The organism is Streptomyces sp. NPDC021115, from assembly GCF_044333065.1.
Classification (GTDB): Bacteria; Actinomycetota; Actinomycetes; order Streptomycetales; family Streptomycetaceae; genus Streptomyces.
The window spans coordinates 711248-729607 of record NZ_JBIRQF010000001.1 but is presented as its reverse complement, the minus strand read 5'-3'; the positions used below and the strand labels follow the sequence as shown (position 1 = coordinate 729607).

The following is an 18360-nucleotide window of genomic DNA, read 5'->3' as shown; positions in this document are numbered from 1 at the left end:
GGCGCGCCCCTTTGGCTCACTCGCGCCTCGATACGCCCCCGGCAGCCCGGGCTTCCGCTTCCTGAGCGGGGCCCGGGCTGCTGTCGTGTCAGGAAGCTGCCCGTCAAGCGGTTATCCGGCGAGTGGCGTCCGGATATCGGTGCCAGCGCTCCGCATGATGTGTTAACAGTCCGTTTCGCGTGTGTCTGTCTGCGGCAGTTTTGTCCGGATTTCGAAGCTCCGCGCGTAGATGATGTGACCAAAGCGAGACCCATAAGGTGTGGTTTACGGGGCTGGCGTGCTCAATCATGGGGTCCATTGAGCTCGGGTCAACGGGTCGCACGCTGTGGGGAGCGGGGGCCTACGAGCACATCTGGGGGGTCCGGTCCCTTTCGCTGTCAGGGGTGTCAGCGCATACCCGGACACCCCTCTCGTAGCAGCAGAGGACTCCGGAGGAGGCAAACCCATGCGTGGTGCCCAGAGCGCCAAGTGGGTCGCGATGGCCGCGGTTGTGGCACTGGCCGCGACCGCTTGTGGTGGCGGCAGTGACAGCGGTGACGACGACAATGCGGCCGTCAATCCGAACGGTGTGTACACCTATCAGGATGTCGAGCCGCAGAACCCGCTGATCCCGACCAACACCAACGAGGTCGGCGGCGGCTACATCCTGAAGAACCTCTTCCGGGGCCTGGTCGACTACGACGTCAAGGGCAACCTGCGCAACCAGGTCGCCCAGAGCGTCGACTCGTCGGACAACCAGCACTTCACCGTGAAGCTGAAGAAGGGCTGGAAGTTCCACAACGGCGAGCCGGTGACGGCCAGCTCCTTCGTGGACGCGTGGAACTGGGGTGCCAACGCCAAGAACGCGCAGCTGAACGCCTCCTGGTTCGCCGACATCAAGGGCTTCGACGAGGTCCACCCGGAGAAGGGTGACCCGAAGGCCGACAAGATGTCGGGCCTGAAGGTCGTGAACGACAACGAGTTCACCATCGACCTGTCGCACCCGGTCTCCACCTTCAAGGACCGGCTCTTCTACGACGCCTTCTTCCCGCTGCCCAAGGCCTTCTACAAGGACCCGAAGAAGTTCGGCGAGGCCCCCATCGGCAACGGCCCCTACGAGGTCGACGGCAAGTGGGAGCACAAGGTCCAGTTCAAGGTGAAGAAGTACGCCGGCTACCAGGGTGTGGACAAGCCCAAGAACGGCGGCATCGTCTTCAAGTTCTACAACAAGGACGAGAGCGCCTACAACGACCTGGTCTCCGACAAGCTGGACATCATGTACCAGGTCCCGCCGTCGTCGATCAACGTCTACAAGACCGACCTGGGCGACCGCTCGGCCGACCAGATGTTCGGCGGCAACACCACCATCGCCTTCCCGATGTACGACAAGGACTGGGCGAAGCCGGAGAAGGCCAAGGTCCGCCAGGGTCTGTCCATGGCGATCGACCGCGACACCATCACCAAGACCGCCCTGAAGGGCTCGAAGGACCCGGCCGACGGCTGGACCCCGAAGGTCGTCGACGGCTACCAGCCCAACGCCTGTGGTGAGTACTGCAAGTTCGACCCGAAGAAGGCGAAGCAGTTCATCAAGGAGGGCGGCGGCGTCCCCGGCGGCAAGATGTCCATCTCCTACAACGCCGACGGCGGTAACAAGGAGTGGGCCGAGGCGGTCTGCAACGACATCAAGCAGAACGCCGGCGTCCCGTGCGAGGCCGAGCCGCGCGCGACCTTCCAGCAGCTGCGCACCGAGATCACCGACAAGAAGATGAAGAGCGCGTTCCGGATGGCCTGGGTCCAGGACTTCCCGAACATCTCCAACTTCATCTCGGAGCAGTACCGCACCGGCGCGGGCGCCAATGACTCCGGCTTCAGCGACAAGAAGCTCGACAAGCTGATGGAGCAGGCCGACTCGGCCAAGACCATCGAGGAGTCCAACAAGCTCTACGCCCAGGCCGAGGCGAAGCTCAAGGACACGATGCCCTCCATCCCGCTCTTCTTCGACCACACCAACGGCGGTCACTCCAAGAACGTCCAGAACGTCAAGTTCGACACGTTCCGCCAGGCGATCTGGACCGACGTCGAGGTCAAGAAGTAGTCGTACGGCTTGCAGTGACGCACATCCAGTGACCGCCCGTCCCCTTGACGACGGGCGGTCACCGGGTGCGTCGGCGACAGGAGGACACCCATGGGGCGCTACGTCGCGAGGCGACTGCTCCAGATGATCCCGGTCTTCATCGGGACCACACTGCTCATCTTTCTGATGGTGTATTCGCTGCCCGGCGATCCCGTCAAAGCGCTCTTCGGCCCGCGGGCATCCGACCCCGCCACGGTCGAGAGACTGCGCCATCAATTCGGCCTCGACAAGCCCCTGATGACCCAGTACTGGGACTACATCACCGGGCTGTTCAAGGGCGACTTCGGGCAGAGCTTCACCGGCCGCCCGGTCGCCGACCTGATGGCCGACGCCTTCCCGGTCACCATCCGGCTCGCGCTGCTCGCCTTCGGCATCGAGATCGTCATCGGTGTGACCCTCGGCGTGGTGACGGGCCTGATGCGGGGAAAGTTCCTGGACCGGTTCGTGCTGGTGTTCACCCTGATCGTGACCTCGATCCCGGTGTTCGTGATCGGCTTCGTCACCGTGTTCCTGTTCGGCCTCAAATGGAAGGTCATCACCCCGACCGTCCAGGACTCCATGGACATCGGCCAGCTGTTCGCCCCGGCCATGGTGCTGGGGGCGCTCTCGCTCGCCTATGTGTCCCGGCTGACCCGGACCACCGTGGTGGAGAACCTGCGCGCCGACTACATGCGCACCGCGCTCGCCAAGGGCCTGCCGCGGCGCCGGATCATCGGCGTCCATCTGATGCGCAACTCGCTCATCCCTGTCGTCACGTTCCTCGGCACCGACCTCGGCACCCTGATGGGCGGCGCGATCGTCACCGAGGGCATCTTCAACATCCAGGGCGTGGGCAACACCCTCTTCCGGGCCATCCAGACCAGTGAGGGTCCCACCGTCGTCGGCATCGTGACCGTGCTCGTGCTCGTCTACCTGGTGAGCAGCCTGGTCGTCGACCTGTTGTACGCAGTCCTGGACCCGAGGATTCGCTATGCTTAATCCAACTCAGGCTCCCGAGGCCGGCCCCGTATCGGCGGCAGCCGAAGCGCCCCTGCCGGGCGGCAGTGAGATCACCAAGGCGCGCAGCCTGGGCCAGGACGCCTGGCGCGAACTGCGCAGCAACCCCATCTTCTGGGTCTCCGCCGTGCTGCTCGTGCTCTTCCTTCTGATGGCGGCCGTGCCCAGCCTGTTCACCAGCACCGACCCGGGCCACGCCGATCTGCGCAACCACTACCTCGGCAAGCCGGAGTGGGGGCACTTCTTCCAGCCGGACTGGTTCGGCTACAACGGCCAGGGCCAGAGCGTCTACGCCCGGACGATCTACGGTGCCCGCGCCTCGGTCATCATCGGCTTCTGCGTGACCCTCGGGGTCACCCTCGTCGGCGGTGTGATCGGCATGTTCGCGGGATACTTCGGCGGCTTCCTCGACACCCTGCTCTCCCGGCTCACCGACATCTTCTTCGGCATCCCGCTGCTGCTGGGCGGCATGGTGCTGCTCCAGGCGTTCACCCACCGCACGATCTGGACCGTGGTGCTCGCCCTGGCCACGTTCGGCTGGATGCCGCTCGCCCGTGTGATGCGCGGCGCGGTCATCACCCAGAAGCAGGCCGACTTCGTGACGGCGGCCCGGGCGCTCGGCGCGGGCACCGGCCGCATCCTGCTCCGGCACATCCTGCCGAACACCCTCGCCCCGGTGATCGTCGTGGCGACCATCGCGCTCGGTGGCTTCGTCTCCGCCGAGGCGACCCTGTCCTACCTGGGCATCGGCCTCCAGTCGACGGTCTCCTGGGGCGTGGACATCTCGGACGCGCAGAACGTACTGCGGGACGCTCCGCACGTGCTGCTCGTCCCGGCCACCTTCCTGAGCCTGACGGTGCTGTCGTTCATCCTGCTCGGCGACGCGGTGCGCGACGCCTTCGACCCCAAGCTGCGCTGAGGGAGGCGTACGTGACCACCATCGAGAAGACCGGCGCGGAGCCCTCCGCGCGCGTCGAGGACGACGGCGGCCCGCTGCTGGAAGTCCGCGATCTGCACGTGGAGTTCCACACCCGGGACGGTGTCGCCAAGGCCGTCAACGGCGTCAACTACTCCGTCAGCGCGGGCGAGACGCTCGCCGTGCTCGGCGAGTCCGGCTCCGGCAAGTCCGTGACCGCGCAGGCCATCATGGGCATCCTGGACATGCCGCCCGGCAAGATCCCCCAGGGCCAGATCCTCTTCCGCGGCGAGGACATGCTCACCATGCCCGCGGAGGAGCGGCGCAAGATCCGTGGCCGCAGGATCGCCATGATCTTCCAGGACGCGCTGTCCGCGCTGAACCCGGTGCTCTCCGTCGGCTACCAGCTCGGCGAGATGTTCCGGGTCCACCAGGGGCTGTCCAAGAAGGACGCCAAGGCCAAGGCCATCGAGCTGATGGAGCGGGTCCGCATCCCGGCCGCCAAGGAGCGGGTGGGCGACTACCCGCACCAGTTCTCCGGCGGTATGCGCCAGCGCATCATGATCGCCATGGCGCTGGCCCTGGAGCCGGACCTGATCATCGCGGACGAGCCGACCACCGCGCTCGACGTGACCGTCCAGGCCCAGGTGATGGACCTGCTCGCGGAGTTGCAGCGCGAGTACAACATGGGCCTGATCCTGATCACCCATGACCTGGGCGTGGTCGCGGACGTCGCCGACAAGATCGCGGTGATGTACGCGGGCCGGATCGTGGAGACCGCCCCCGTGCACGAGCTGTACAAGCGTCCCGCCCACCCGTACACCAAGGGACTGCTCGACTCCATTCCGCGGCTGGACCACAAGGGCCAGGAGCTGTACGCGATCAAGGGGCTGCCGCCCAACCTGCTCAAGATCCCCACCGGTTGTGCCTTCAACCCGCGCTGCCCGAAGGCCCAGGACATCTGCACCACCGAGGTCCCGCCGCTGGCCGAGGTCACCGAGCAGGACGGCACCGCGCTGCCGGGCCGCGGCAGTGCGTGCCACTTCTGGAAGGAGACGATCCATGGCTGATATGGAGAAGAACGACAAGGCCACGGACGCCTCCGAAGCCGCCGACGTCACTCCCAACGTCTCCGAGGTGACGACGGTCGACGCCGCGAACGAGGACGAGGCCGTGGCCGCCCTCGACGCACATGTCGACCGCGGGGAGCCGATCCTCCAGGTGCGCAACCTGGTCAAGCACTTCCCGCTGACCCAGGGCATCCTGTTCAAGAAGCAGGTCGGCGCGGTCAAGGCGGTCGACGGCGTCTCCTTCGACCTCTACCAGGGCGAGACGCTCGGCATCGTCGGCGAGTCCGGCTGCGGCAAGTCCACCGTCGCCAAGCTGCTGATGACCCTGGAGACCGCCACCGCGGGCGAGGTGTTCTACAAGGGCCAGGACATCACCAAGCTGTCGGGCCGCGCCCTGCGGGCCGTCCGCCGCAACATCCAGATGGTGTTCCAGGACCCGTACACCTCGCTCAACCCCCGCATGACGGTGGGCGACATCATCGGCGAGCCGTACGAGATCCACCCCGAGGCCGCGCCCAAGGGCGACCGGCGGCGCAAGGTCCAGGAGCTGCTGGACGTCGTCGGCCTCAACCCCGAGTACATCAACCGCTATCCGCACCAGTTCTCCGGCGGCCAGCGCCAGCGCATCGGCATCGCCCGCGGCCTCGCGCTCAACCCGGAGATCATCATCTGCGACGAGCCGGTCTCGGCGCTGGACGTGTCGGTGCAGGCGCAGGTCATCAACCTGATGGAGAAGCTCCAGGACGAGTTCAACCTGTCCTACATCTTCATCGCCCACGACCTGTCCATCGTCCGCCACATCTCCGACCGGGTCGGCGTGATGTACCTGGGGAAGATGGCCGAGATCGGCACCGACGCCGAGATCTACGACCACCCGACGCATCCGTACACCCAGGCCCTGCTGTCCGCCGTGCCGGTGCCCGACCCGGAGTCGCGGGAGGGCCGGGAGCGGATCATCCTCACCGGCGATGTCCCCTCCCCGGCCAACCCGCCCTCCGGCTGCCGCTTCCGCACCCGCTGCTGGAAGGCCGAGGACAAGTGCGCCAAGGAGGTGCCGCTGCTCGCCATCCCGGAGCGCTTCGCCGGGACGGACTCGCTCGCGGCGCACGAGTCGGCGTGCCACTTCGCCGAGGAGAAGGACGTGGTGCACGCGTAACGGGCACTGCTCGCCGAAGGGCGCCCGGCCACTGGCCGGGCGCCCTTCGGCGTTTCCCGTTCGGCCCGCCGACCCGATGTTTTGAATCGATTAAAGATTCCGAACAGACGCTTGAAACGCGGGGAACGATAGGCCACAGTGGCATAGAAAGCGCTTGCCGAGCGCGGGACGTACCGCTCGGCTCGCGCTTTACCAACGGCGTTTTCCTGGTGCGTTTCCGCGTGCCACCGGGCCGCTGCCACGGACAGCGGTCACCGGCGTGCGCGCCGCCGGGACCCGGTGTGTGATGAGGGCCTAAGGCGGATCTTGGACCGGGTCCTCGGGAGGCGCCATGCGCGGAGCCCAGTGCGTCATGCGGATGCGGTGCGTGCTGTGCGCCCTCTGCGTGGCCGCCGTCCCGGCCGTCGCGGGCTGCGGCGGTGGCTCCGACTCGGCCGACGGCATCGTCCGTTCCTCCTGGGGCGATCCGCCGAACCCGCTGGAGCCCGCCAACACCAATGACGTCCAGGGCGGCAAGGTCCTGGACATGATCTTCCGGGGGCTCAAGCGGTACGACCCGGCGACCGGTGAGGCCAAGGACGCGCTCGCCGACCGGATCACCACCGACGACCAGCGCACGTACACCGTCACCATCAAGAAGGGGCGGCGGTTCGGCAATGGCGAGAAGGTCACCGCGAAGTCCTTCACCGACGCCTGGAACTACGGCGCCCTGCTCGACAACAAGCAGCGCAACGCCTACTTCTTCGAGTACATCGAGGGATACGACAAGGTCCACCCCGCCACCGGCCGCCCCACCGCGCGCACCCTCTCCGGGCTGCGCGTGACGGGGGAGCGGACCTTCACCGTCCGGCTCACCCAGAAGTTCTCCTCCTGGCCCAAGACGCTCGGCTACAACGCCTACGCGCCGCTGCCCCGGGCGTTCTTCACCGACCACGAGGCGTGGCTGAGGAAGCCCGTCGGCAACGGCCCGTACCAGGTGCGGTCGTACGACAAGGGCTCGGTCATGAAGCTGCGTGCCTGGGACGGCTATCAGGGCCCCGACAAGGCCCGTAACAAAGGCGTCGACCTCCGCGTCTACACCGACAGCAACACCGCCTACACCGATCTCCAGGCGGGCAATCTCGATCTGGTGGACGACGTCCCGGCCCAGCAGCTGAAGTTCGTCCGCTCCGACCTCGGCAACCGCTACATCAACCAGCCCGCCGGGATCATCCAGACCCTCACCTTCCCCATGTACGACCGGGCGTGGAGCGGGCCCGCGAAGGCGAAGCTGCGCCGCGGCATCTCCATGGCGATCAACCGCGCGCAGATCACCGACCGGATCTTCCGCGGCACCCGCACCCCCGCCACCGACTGGACCTCCCCGGTGCTGCGCCGCCAGGGCGGCTATCAGCCGGGGCTGTGCGGGGACGCCTGCGCCTACGATCCGGAGCGGGCGCGGAAGCTGATCCGGGAGGGCGGAGGGCTGCCCGGCGGCCGGATGACCATCACGTACAACGCGGACACCGGCTCCCACAAGGACTGGGTCGACGCCGTCTGCAACAGCGTCAACAACGTGCTGCGCAGCGACCGGGCGTGCGTCGGCAAGCCGGTCGGCACCTTCGCCGACTACCGCAACAAGATGGCCGGGAAGCGGATGACCGGCCCGTTCCGGGCGGGCTGGCAGATGGACTATCCGCTGATCCAGAACTTCCTCCAGCCGCTGTACTACACGGACGCCTCCTCCAACGACGGCCACTGGAGCGACACCGGCTTCGACCGGCTGGTGAACCAGGCCAACGCGGCGCCCGCCGACACGAAGACCATCACCGCCTTCCAGGACGCCGAGAAGATCCTCGCCCGGCAGATGCCCGCCATCCCGCTGTGGTACCAGAACGGCAGCGCGGGCTATGCCTCCCGGCTCAGCGATGTGGCGCTGAACCAGTTCAGCGTGCCCGTCTACCACCAGATCAGGGTCGGCTGAGCCATGGGCCGCTATGTGCTGCGGCGGCTGGCGCAGATGGTCCCGGTCTTCTTCGGCGCCACCTTCCTGATCTTCTTCATGGTCTACGCGCTCGGCGACCCGGTCGCCGCCCTGTTCGGCGACAAGGCCCCCGACCCCGCGACCGCGGCCCGCATCCGCAAGGACCTGTACCTCGACGAACCGCTGTGGAGCCAGTACGTCCACTACATGGGGCAGGTGTTCGGCGGCCACTTCGGCACCGCGTTCAACGGCCAGCCGGTCACCGAGCTGATGGCCGGGGCCTTCCCCGTCACCCTGCGGCTGACGATCGTCGCCGTCGTCTTCGAGATGGCGCTCGGCATCACCCTCGGCGTGCTCAGCGGACTGCGCCGCGGCCGGGGTCTGGACACCTCGGTGCTGCTGCTCACCCTGGTCGTGGTGTCCATCCCGACGTTCGTCAGCGGCACCGTGCTCCAGTACGTGTTCGGCGTGCGGTGGGGCTGGGCCCGGCCGTCCGTCGCCCCCGAGGCGCCGTTCACCGAACTGCTGCTGCCCGGCGTGGTGCTGGGGCTGGTGTCCCTCGCGTACACCACCCGGCTCACCCGCACCTCGCTCGTCGAGAACGCCCGCGCCGACTACGTGCGCACCGCCGTCGCCAAGGGGCTGCCGCGCCGCCGGATCGTCGTCCGGCATCTGCTGCGCACCTCGCTGATCCCGGTGGTGACCTTCATCGGCACCGATATCGGCGCGCTCATGGGCGGGGCCATCGTCACCGAGCGGATCTTCAACATCCATGGCGTGGGCTACCAGCTCTACCAGGGCATCCTGCGCCAGAACTCGCCGACCGTGGTCGGCTTCGTCACCATCCTGGTGATCGTCTTCCTGCTCGCCAATCTGCTCGTCGACCTCCTCTACGCCGTGCTCGACCCGAGGATCCGGTATGCCTGAGCCCTTCGAACCCCTTGAGTCTTGTGAAGCGGGATCCGACCAGCCTGTGGACCTCGCCGCCACCGGCACCGCGACCCTGGAGGGCGAGGGCGGGCCGCGGAGCCGACCCTGGCACCGCCGCCCCCTCCCGCGCCTGCGCTTCGGCCGCGCGGCGCGCCCTGCCGCCGAAGGCCCCGCGCCCGTCTCGCGCGGGCTGTGGTCCGACGCCTGGCACGATCTGCGCCGCAACCCCGTCTTCGTCGTCTCCGCGCTGGTCATCCTCTTCCTCGTCCTCATCGCGGTCTGGCCGCAGCTGATCGCGGACGGCAATCCGTACCAGGGCAACCTGGCCAAGGCGCAGGACGGCCCGGCCCCCGGCCACCCCTTCGGCTTCGACCTCCAGGGTCGGGACGTCTACACCCGCACCGTCTACGGCGCCCGCGCCTCCATCACCGTCGGCATCTGCGCCACCGCGGGCGCCGCCCTGCTCGGCAGCGTGCTGGGCGGGCTCGCCGGTTTCTTCGGCGGCTGGTGGGATTCCCTGCTCTCGCGGATCGCCGACGTCTTCTTCGGCATCCCGATCCTGCTCGGCGGGCTGGTCTTCCTGTCGGTGGTCACCAGCGGTTCGGTGTGGCCGGTGGTCGGCTTCATCGTGCTGCTGGGCTGGCCGCAGATCTCCCGTATCGCCCGCGGCTCGGTCGTCACCGTCAAACAGCAGGACTACGTGCTCGCGGCGCGCACCCTCGGGGCGGGCAACGGCCGGATGCTGCTGCGGCACATCGCGCCCAACGCCGTCGCCCCCGTGATCGTCGTCGCGACCATCGCGCTCGGCACGTACATCGCGCTGGAGGCGACCCTGTCGTTCCTCGGCGTGGGGCTGAAACCGCCCACCGTCTCCTGGGGCATCGACATCTCGTCCGCGTCCACCCAGATCCGCAACGCCCCGCACATGCTGCTGTGGCCGGCGGCGGCGCTCAGCATCACGGTGCTCGCGTTCATCATGCTCGGCGACGCGGTGCGCGACGCCCTCGACCCGAAGCTGCGTTAGCCGTGGCCCGGCTGCTGGACGTACGGGACCTGCGCGTCGCCTTCCGCACCCGCGACGGCGTCGCCGAGGCCGTCGGCGGGGTGAGCTACGCCGTCGACGCCGGGCGGACGCTGGCCGTGCTGGGCGAGTCGGGGTCGGGGAAGTCCGTGACCGCCCAGGCCATCATGGGCATCCTCGACACCCCACCCGCCTTCGTCACCGGCGGCAAGGTCTTCTTCCAGGGGCGCGATCTGCTCACCCTGAGCGGCGAGGAGCGCCGCCGCGTCCGCGGCGCCAAGATGTCGATGATCTTCCAGGACGCGCTGTCCGCCCTCAACCCGGTGATCCCCGTTGGCGCCCAGCTCGCCGAGATGTACCAGGTGCACCGCGGCATGTCGCGCAGGGACGCCCGGGCGCGGGCCGTCGAGCTGATGGACCGGGTCCGCATCCCGGCCGCGGCCGCGCGCGCCGGGGACTATCCGCACCAGTTCTCGGGCGGGATGCGCCAGCGCATCATGATCGCCATGGCGATCGCGCTCGAACCGGAGCTGATCATCGCCGACGAGCCGACCACCGCGCTCGACGTCACCGTCCAGGCCCAGGTCATGGATCTGCTGGCGGAGCTGCGCCGCGAGTACGCCATGGGGCTCATCCTCATCACCCACGACCTGGGCGTGGTCGCCGACGTCGCCGACAGCATCGCCGTGATGTACGCGGGCCGGATCGTGGAGACCGCGCCGGTGCGCGACCTGTACCGGCGCCCCGCCCACCCGTACACCCGCGGACTCCTCGACTCCATCCCGCGCGTGGACCACCGGGGCGGCGAGCTGTACGCGATCAAGGGGCTGCCGCCCAGCCCGCTCGCGGTCCCGGCGGGCTGCCCGTTCAACCCCCGCTGCCCGCGCGCCCGCGACATCTGCCGCACCGACCGGCCGCCGCTGTACGAGGTGACCGGCGCCGGGGCGGTCGGCGCCGGGGCCGACGGGCGGGCCAGCGCCTGCCACTTCTGGAAGGAGGAGCTGCATGGCCTCGACCCCCTCGACCCCCTCGGCACCGCCGGTACCGTCGGCCCCCTCGGCTGACCTCGCCCCGCCCGTCCTCGAAGTCCGCGGCCTCGCCAAGCTCTACCCGCTGACCCGGGGCGTCCTGCTCAAGCGGCAGACCGGGGCGGTCCGGGCGGTCGACACGGTCTCCTTCGACCTGCGGCGCGGCGAAACCCTCGGCGTCGTCGGCGAGTCCGGCTGCGGCAAGTCCACCCTGGCCCGGCTGCTGGTCGGCCTGGAGCGGCCCACCGCCGGTTCGATCCACTACCGCGGCGAGGACATCGCCCGCCTCTCCGGGCGCGCCCTGCGGGCCGTCCACCGCAACATCCAGATGGTCTTCCAGGACCCGTACACCTCGCTCAACCCCCGCATGACGGTCGGGGACATCGTGGGGGAGCCGTACGAGATCCACCCCGAGGCCGCCCCCAAGGGCGACCGCCGCCGCGCGGTCCAGGACCTGCTCGATGTCGTCGGCCTCGACCCCGAACACATCAACCGCTATCCGCACCAGTTCTCCGGCGGCCAGCGCCAGCGCATCGGCATCGCCCGCGGCCTCGCCCTGCGTCCCGAGGTCATCGTCGCGGACGAACCGGTCTCGGCCCTCGACGTCTCGGTGCAGGCCCAGGTGGTCAACCTGCTGGAACGCCTCCAGGACGAATTCGGCCTCGCGTACGTCTTCATCGCCCACGACCTGTCCGTCGTCCGGCACATCAGCGATCGCGTCGCCGTCATGTACCTGGGCCGCTTCGCCGAGACCGGCACCGGCCCCGAGATCTACGACCACCCGACCCACCCGTACACCCAGGCCCTGCTGTCCGCAGTCCCGGTCCCCGACCCCGAGGCCCGCGCCCACCGCGACCAGCGCATCCTCCTGACCGGCGACGTCCCCTCCCCGGCCGATCCCCCCACCGGCTGCCGCTTCCGCACCCGCTGCTGGAAGGCGAGCGAACGCTGCGCGACGGAGCCACCGGCGCTGGCGGTGCCACCGGGGCTGACGGGCGCGGCGGCGCACCCGTCGGCGTGCCACTTCGCGGAGGAGCGCGCCGTGGCCTGACGTCAGAAGAGGTCGAGGAGGTTCGACGCCTCGTCGACCGCCTCTCCCGGTCCACCACCCTTCCGTTCGTCGAACCGGTACACCGGGTGGGCAACCAGGCGCACATCGGGGGCGAACGCCTGCACGGCGGCGGCGAGCCGGGTGTGGTCGACCTTCCAGAAGCCGATGAACCAGCTGTTCCTGACGACCTCGTGCTCGACGTGCGGCGCGACGCTCGCGGCGAGAGCTGGCGAGATCTTCGCGTTGGGGCCGGGAAGGTGCGGCGCGTCCGGCCGGAGCTTCAGGCCGACGCGCCGGATCGGCCTCTCCATGAACTTCTTCGTGGCCCACAGGACGAGCGCCTCGATGTCCCGCCACGGCACGGTGGCGGTGAACTTGCGATACCGGGTCACGGGGCCGTGCAGGGTGACGCCATGCTCATCGGCCCGAAAGGCCACCAGCCGCTTCCAGCCGACGCCCGAGAAGAGCTGAAAGGGTGTGCGGGTGTAGTACTCCTGATAGACCGGAGGCGGAGGAAAAGCCATGGCACGACCCTATGATCTTCAGCGCGCCGTCGACTTCCGGCTTCTCTTCGCCCGCCGTCAGTCCGCCGAGGTCAGGCCGGTGCCGGGTGGGTTTCTGGTGCGGCACGACGGTTACGCGCGCTCGCACGAGCACAACCAGATCCACATCGACGGGCCCCTCGACCCGACGGAGCTTCCGGTCGCCGCCGAGACGGCCATGGCGGGGCTGCCGCATCGCCGGGTCACCGTCTACGACGACCGGCTCGGGCTCGCGTGCGCGCCCTCGATGACCCTCGCCGGGTACGAGCACGCGGTCGAGCTGGTGATGACGCACACCGGGCCCGTGCCGGAGGCGAAACGCGAGGTCGTGGAGCTGGACCTGGGGCCCGATCCGTACGGGCCGCTGTGGCGGGCGCTGGCGGACCAGCAGCGGCTGTGGATGCCGGACGCCGACGAGGAGACGGTACGTCAGCTGGTGGGGCGGCGGGCCGCCCGGCGGAACGGGGCCGAGGACGTGCGGTTCCTGGCCGTACACGACGAGGACGGCGAGGTCGCCTCCTGGGCCGACCTCTACATGGAGCCCGCCGACGGCATCGCCCAGATCGAGGAGGTGGCCACCGCCGAGCACGCACGGCGCCGCGGATACGCCGGCGCAGTGCTGTCCGGCGCCCTCCAGCACGCGTCGGCCGCCGGGTGCGCCCTGCGGTTCCTGGTGGCCGACGGCGAGGACTGGCCGCGCCAGTGGTACGCCCGCCGCGGCTTCACCATCGTGGGCCGCGCCCACGTGTTCTCGCGTTTCCGCTGACGGTGACGCCGCCGGTCAGCGGGTGGCGGCGAGGAGTCCGAGGGTGTCGATCACGCGGTTCGAGAAGCCCCACTCGTTGTCGTACCAGGCGACCACCTTGATGTGACGGCCGTCGACGCGGGTGAGGGCCGAGTCGAAGATGGCCGAGGCGGGGTTGCCCGTGATGTCGGACGACACGAGCGGGTCGTCCGAGTACTCCAGGACTCCGGCGAGCGGCCCCTCCGCCGCGGCGCGGTACGCCGCCAGCACGTCGTCGCGCGTCACGTCGCGGGCGACGGTCGTGTTGAGCTCGACGATCGAGCCCACCGGAACCGGCACGCGGATCGAGTCGCCCGACAGCTTGCCGTCGAGGTTCGGCAGCACGAGGCCGATCGCCTTGGCGGCGCCCGTCGTGGTCGGCACGATGTTGACACCGGCGGCGCGGGCGCGGCGGGCGTCGCGGTGCGGACCGTCCTGAAGGTTCTGCTCCTGCGTATAGGCGTGCACCGTCGTCATGAAGCCGTGCTCGATACCGGCGAGTTCGTCGAGGACCGCGGCGAGCGGGGCGAGCGCGTTGGTGGTGCAGGAGGCGTTCGAGACGACCGTGTGCAGCTCCGGGTCGTACGCGCCGGTGTTCACCCCGTAGGCGAGGGTGACATCGGCACCGTCCGACGGCGCGCTGACGAGGACCTTCTTCGCGCCCGCGTCGAGGTGGGCGCGGGCGGCCTTGGCCGAGGTGAAGCGGCCGGTGGACTCCAGCGCGACATCGACGCCGAGTTCGGCCCAGGGCAGCTGCGCCGGGTCGCGCTCGGCGAGCACCTTGATGCGACGGCCGTCCACGACGAGGGTGTCGCCGTCGACGGTCACCGGGCGGCCGAGCCGGCCGGCCGTGGAGTCGTAGGCGAGGAGCCGGGCGAGGGTGGCGGGCTCGGTGAGGTCGTTGACGGCGACGATCTCGAGGTCGGTGTCGCGTTCGAGCAGGGCGCGCAGCACGTTGCGTCCGATGCGGCCGAATCCGTTGATGGCGATACGAGTCATGCCACCAGGATTGGCTCGCGGCATCCGCCGTGACAGCGGCGAGATCGCCACCCTTCACAAGGATCGCGCCACGGGGCTATTCGCCCAGCGTGAAGGTGCGGCGGTACTCGCGCGGTGTGGTGCCGAGGATGCGCTGGAAGTGGAGCCGCAGATTGGCACCGGTGCCGAGGCCGACGTCGGTGGCGATCTGCTCGACGCTCCGCTCCGAACGTTCCAGCAGCTCACGGGCCACGTCGACACGGGCGCGCATGACCCACTGCATCGGCGTGTACCCGGTGTCCTCGGCGAAGCGCCGCGAGAACGTGCGCGGCGACACCGCCGCGTGCCGGGCGAGCGCCTCCAGAGTGAGGGGCTCGCCCAGCCGGTGCAGCGCCCACTCGCGGGTCGCCGCGAACCGCTCGCCCAGCGGCTCGGGCACGCTGCGCGGCACGTACTGCGCCTGACCGCCGCTGCGGTAGGGGGCCGCGACCAGTCGCCGGGCCGCGTGGTTCGACGCGGCCACCCCGAGGTCGCCGCGCAGGATGTGCAGGCACAGGTCGATTCCCGAGGCAGCGCCCGCCGACGTCAGCACGCTGCCCTCGTCGACGAACAGCACGTTCTCGTCGACCCGGACGAGGGGATGCTTCGCCGCGAGCGCCCGCGTGTAGTGCCAGTGGGTCGTGGCGCGTTTGCCGTCGAGCAGGCCCGTGGCGGCGAGCGCGAAGGCCCCCGTCGAGATGGCGGCGAGCCGCGCGCCCCGATCGTGGGCGCCGATCAGCGCGTCGACGACGGCTCCCGGCGGGTCGTCACGGTCCGGGAACCGGTAGCCGGGGATGAAGACGATGTCGGCCCACGCGAGCGCGTCGAGCCCCTGGGCGACGTGGTACGACAGGCCGTCGCCCCCGGTCACGAGCCCCGGCACCGCACCGCACACGTGCACCTCGTACGGCATGCTCGCCCGGGTCGTGAACACCTGCGCGGGAATGCCGACGTCGAGCGGCTTGGCGCCGTCGAGCACGAGGACGGCGACGCGACGCAGGCGGGATGCTGGCACGGGAACAGGCTACGTGGGGTCCGCTGCGAGACCGGCGGAGCGCACCCGCGGCGCATTAGTGGTCTGTTAGCAGAACGCCAACATGATCTTCGAAGCTGGTTGTCGTCCGGAAACGGGCGAGAGTACACAGCAACGGGAGAACACCAATGAGCACCGCCTCCATCACCAACCGCTTCCGCGGCCGCGCCGGCCGCCGTCTCGCCGCCGCGATCGCCGTCGCCGCGGCGTTGGGCCTGGGGAGCACGGCCTGCGGGCCCGACTCCGAGGCGGACGCCGGGTCGAAGAGCGACACCTCGGCCTCGGCCCAGTCCACGAGCGGCTCCTCCTCGGACGGCTCCGGCACGTCGAAGTCCGGGACCGACGGCGGCGGCAGCGAGGCCCCGTCCGAGGGCGGCGGCGTCGCCAACGCGGGCAACCACAAGCTGATCGTCGGCAAGCTGAAGTACCTGGCGCCCGGCAAGCTGACCGTCACGCCCGAGGACGGCGGTATGGAGCAGGCGTTCCTGGTCGCCAACGCCACGAAGATCCTCGGCGCGGCCGCGATCTGCACCGATGACCCCAACGGTGGCGCGAGCATCGGTGACGACGGCTACGGCACCGCGGACTGCACCGTGGACGAGCTGGAGAAGGCGGCCAAGACCAGCAGCGTGACCGTCCGCGTCTCCATGGACCGCAAGTCCGGCGGCGCCGAGACGGTCGAGGAGAAGTACCACCCGTAAGCCCCGCATCACCCCGCGCCCGGCGGCCTCCTCACCGGCCCGCCGGGCGCGCGGGCGCGCCACGCTTCGCCGTCCCACCTGTAGACGGGCAGGCCGTCGGCCGGGGTGGTGCGGAAGGGGCGTCGCTCGTCCGTGATCGTCGTGGTACCGGAGACGGTGCCGTCCGACCAGTCGAGCCGACCGGTCCAGGCGCACGTGCAGTGCCGTGTCGATACGTCGATGTCGAGCTCGACGGGAGAGGTGCCCGTCACCTTGTACGGGAACCTCAGGGGCTTCGTCCCTCCGTACCGGAGGCCGCAGCTTTGGCTGACCGGCCGGGGGTCGAGCACCGTACCCTTCATGGGCTTGGCGCGCTTGACGACGTTCACGGTGAAGCCCTTGAGGACGATGGTGCGGCCGCCCCGCGCGCTTACGCTGAGGCCGAGCCGGAGGGTGTTCGGTGCCGCGCCCCCGAAGGCGTACGGGTCCCGGTCCCAGCTCGTCCCGTCCCGGCTGGGGCGCCTCCCGGGTACGTAATCGTCCAGCCGGGCCGCCGGTACGGGGAAGACCCACCCGCCGTCGGTACCGCAACCGCTGTCGACGTGGGGCGTGACGTGCACCGCGACCAGCGGCCCCTCGCCGCTCGGGCTCGTCTCGGCCATGGGCCGCGAATCGTGCGGCTCCGTGCGGTCCGGAAACAACTTGTCGACCAAGGGAGCCGCCGCGTACCGGAACGCGGCCCCGACCAGGTCGTCTGTCCATGCGAACATGCCGCCGACCAGCCCCAGGGGCAGCAGCCACGCCAGCCACCCGGCCCAGTGCCGCCACCCTCTGCCAGGCATCATGGCGCCCCCGCCCGTATGTGACTGACCGTCAGGCAGATGCCCGCGGCGGTTCATCGTCAAACGGGGCGAGGCCGCCGTGCGTGGCTATGTTGTGAGGCGGTCGAACTCCCCGGCCTTGGCGGCGCGTATGAAGGTGGCCAGCCGGTGGGGGGTGGTGGTGAGCAGTTCGCCGGGGTCATCGCTTTCGCGGAGGTGTATCCCGGCCGGGGAGGTCGCGAGTTCGACGCAGGCGTTCTCCTCTCCGCCCCCCGAGAACGATGACTTTTGCCAGGTGAGTGATGCGGGCACTGGTTCACCTTTCAGATCTCGCACACGAGGCGGTGGATGAAGTCCCGGGACTCCTCGGCCGCAAGCGATGTGTCTCTCATGCGGTCGAGCAGCTTCCGATACCGCTTGAGCTGTGCTTGGGCATCCACGAGGATACTGCGGTGCTCTGAATCGAGCTGTACGGTGTCGAGTTCCCGTACCGCCCCTTCCAGGTAAGTGATCGACGTTCCCGCACCCGCGAAGCCGTTGGCCTCGAACGGGACCACCCGGACAGTGACGTTCCAGCGGTCCGACAGCTCAAGGATGTGCCGCAGTTGGGCCCGGGCCACCTTCCGTCCCCCGAATCGCATACGCAGCGCCGCCTCATGGACGATGGCCTCGTACTCCCGGGCGGGCTCTTCGGTGAGGATCGCACTCCGTCGCCGCCTGTGTTCCACTCGCACTTCGAGTGTGTCCGGCGGCAGGGGAGGCGTGGAGTAGGCGAAGATCGCACGCATGTGATCCTCGGTTTGGAACAGGCCGGGGATATGCGAGACGTGGTACGCGCGCAGGGCGGCGGCGTGGTGTTCCAGATCGGCCAAGTCAAGGAGCCCGGGTGCCAGTGCTCCGCGGTACTCCTCCCACCAGCCCTTCTTGCCGCGTACGGTGACCGCCATGGCGCACATGGCGTCGACGAGCGCTGCGTCGTCGCAGGAGTAGTGCGTCGCGAGCGTGCGCAGGCGTTCTTCGCTGACCCCGTAGCGGCCCGCTTCGAGGTTGCTGATCTGTGGGTGCCCGCCTCCCAGGAAGTCGCCGACCTCGCTTGCGGACATGCCCGCGGCCTCGCGCAGTCTGCGTAGCTCGGTGCCCAGGCGAACTTGACGTGCTGTGGGCCTACTTCTCGGCGGCATGGGGGCCTTCCCTCGTGGGCGTGGTGAGTCTTGTGTCCCACCGTTTCACGGTCCACAT

At 69.4% G+C, this 18360-nt stretch carries 18 protein-coding genes; 12 read left to right on the top strand and 6 right to left on the bottom strand.

The annotated features are described in order from the left end of the window. Positions 1 to 445 precede the first annotated feature (445 nt). The 10 genes from ACH4TL_RS03310 (at position 446) to ACH4TL_RS03265 (ending at position 12244) form a co-directional block, all read left to right on the top strand. Positions 446 to 2074, top strand: a complete 1629-nt coding sequence (locus ACH4TL_RS03310; protein WP_398312928.1) for an ABC transporter substrate-binding protein — start codon at positions 446 to 448, stop codon at positions 2072 to 2074. A gap of 90 nt (positions 2075 to 2164) precedes the next feature. Further along, positions 2165 to 3091: an ABC transporter permease gene (locus ACH4TL_RS03305; protein WP_398312931.1), complete on the top strand. Its 927-nt coding sequence runs from the start codon at positions 2165 to 2167 to the stop codon at positions 3089 to 3091. Further along, complete coding sequence (locus ACH4TL_RS03300; protein WP_398312934.1) at positions 3084 to 4028, top strand: ABC transporter permease; 945 nt, start codon at positions 3084 to 3086, stop codon at positions 4026 to 4028. Before ACH4TL_RS03305 ends, ACH4TL_RS03300 begins: the two co-directional genes overlap by 8 nt. 11 nt (positions 4029 to 4039) lie before the next feature. Continuing rightward, positions 4040 to 5095 carry an ABC transporter ATP-binding protein gene (locus ACH4TL_RS03295; protein ID WP_398312937.1) on the top strand — a complete coding sequence of 352 codons (1056 nt, stop codon included), beginning with the start codon at positions 4040 to 4042 and terminating at the stop codon, positions 5093 to 5095. After that, entirely contained in the window at positions 5088 to 6251 is a 1164-nt protein-coding gene (locus ACH4TL_RS03290) for an ABC transporter ATP-binding protein (protein WP_398312940.1), read from the top strand. Before ACH4TL_RS03295 ends, ACH4TL_RS03290 begins: the two co-directional genes overlap by 8 nt. A gap of 331 nt (positions 6252 to 6582) precedes the next feature. Beyond that, positions 6583 to 8214 (top strand): ABC transporter substrate-binding protein, encoded by a 1632-nt coding sequence (locus tag ACH4TL_RS03285; protein WP_398312942.1) that lies wholly within the window; start codon positions 6583 to 6585, stop codon positions 8212 to 8214. A gap of 3 nt (positions 8215 to 8217) precedes the next feature. Then, positions 8218 to 9141 (top strand): ABC transporter permease, encoded by a 924-nt coding sequence (locus tag ACH4TL_RS03280; RefSeq protein ID WP_398312945.1) that lies wholly within the window; start codon positions 8218 to 8220, stop codon positions 9139 to 9141. Further along, positions 9134 to 10168 (top strand): ABC transporter permease, encoded by a 1035-nt coding sequence (locus tag ACH4TL_RS03275; RefSeq protein WP_398312948.1) that lies wholly within the window; start codon positions 9134 to 9136, stop codon positions 10166 to 10168. The genes ACH4TL_RS03280 and ACH4TL_RS03275 overlap by 8 nt, the downstream gene beginning before the upstream one ends. Before the next feature lie 2 nt (positions 10169 to 10170). Further along, on the top strand, positions 10171 to 11229 hold the full coding sequence (locus tag ACH4TL_RS03270; protein WP_398312951.1) for an ABC transporter ATP-binding protein: 1059 nt from the start codon (positions 10171 to 10173) through the stop codon (positions 11227 to 11229). Then, positions 11171 to 12244 carry an ABC transporter ATP-binding protein gene (locus tag ACH4TL_RS03265; RefSeq protein ID WP_398312954.1) on the top strand — a complete coding sequence of 358 codons (1074 nt, stop codon included), beginning with the start codon at positions 11171 to 11173 and terminating at the stop codon, positions 12242 to 12244. Before ACH4TL_RS03270 ends, ACH4TL_RS03265 begins: the two co-directional genes overlap by 59 nt. 2 nt (positions 12245 to 12246) lie before the next feature. On the opposite strand, the gene ACH4TL_RS03260 is transcribed toward ACH4TL_RS03265, so the two are convergent. Then, positions 12247 to 12768, bottom strand: coding sequence for a hypothetical protein (locus ACH4TL_RS03260; protein ID WP_398312957.1), 522 nt, complete (start codon positions 12766 to 12768; stop codon positions 12247 to 12249). On the opposite strand from ACH4TL_RS03260, the gene ACH4TL_RS03255 reads away from it, so the two are divergent. Then, the gene (locus ACH4TL_RS03255) at positions 12767 to 13552 is read left to right on the top strand and encodes a GNAT family N-acetyltransferase (RefSeq protein WP_398312960.1); all 786 of its coding nucleotides are present in this window, start codon (positions 12767 to 12769) and stop codon (positions 13550 to 13552) included. The two genes, ACH4TL_RS03260 and ACH4TL_RS03255, sit on opposite strands and share 2 nt — an antisense overlap. Before the next feature lie 15 nt (positions 13553 to 13567). Here ACH4TL_RS03255 and gap read toward each other — a convergent pair whose 3' ends face one another. Further along, a complete protein-coding gene (gene gap / locus ACH4TL_RS03250) occupies positions 13568 to 14569 on the bottom strand; it encodes a type I glyceraldehyde-3-phosphate dehydrogenase (protein ID WP_398312963.1) in 1002 nt (333 codons plus the stop codon). A 76-nt stretch (positions 14570 to 14645) separates the two neighbouring features. Then, complete coding sequence (locus ACH4TL_RS03245; protein ID WP_398312966.1) at positions 14646 to 15602, bottom strand: GlxA family transcriptional regulator; 957 nt, start codon at positions 15600 to 15602, stop codon at positions 14646 to 14648. Positions 15603 to 15748: 146 nt separating this feature from the next. On the opposite strand from ACH4TL_RS03245, the gene ACH4TL_RS03240 reads away from it, so the two are divergent. Next, a complete protein-coding gene (locus ACH4TL_RS03240; protein WP_398312969.1) occupies positions 15749 to 16321 on the top strand; it encodes a hypothetical protein in 573 nt (190 codons plus the stop codon). A gap of 8 nt (positions 16322 to 16329) precedes the next feature. Here ACH4TL_RS03240 and ACH4TL_RS03235 read toward each other — a convergent pair whose 3' ends face one another. From ACH4TL_RS03235 to ACH4TL_RS03225, 3 genes are all read right to left on the bottom strand, one after another. After that, positions 16330 to 17145 (bottom strand): hypothetical protein, encoded by an 816-nt coding sequence (locus ACH4TL_RS03235; protein WP_398312972.1) that lies wholly within the window; start codon positions 17143 to 17145, stop codon positions 16330 to 16332. A gap of 84 nt (positions 17146 to 17229) precedes the next feature. After that, positions 17230 to 17433 carry a DUF397 domain-containing protein gene (locus ACH4TL_RS03230; protein ID WP_398312975.1) on the bottom strand — a complete coding sequence of 68 codons (204 nt, stop codon included), beginning with the start codon at positions 17431 to 17433 and terminating at the stop codon, positions 17230 to 17232. An 11-nt stretch (positions 17434 to 17444) separates the two neighbouring features. Next, positions 17445 to 18302 carry a helix-turn-helix domain-containing protein gene (locus tag ACH4TL_RS03225; RefSeq protein WP_398312978.1) on the bottom strand — a complete coding sequence of 286 codons (858 nt, stop codon included), beginning with the start codon at positions 18300 to 18302 and terminating at the stop codon, positions 17445 to 17447. Between the last annotated feature and the right edge of the window lie 58 nt (positions 18303 to 18360).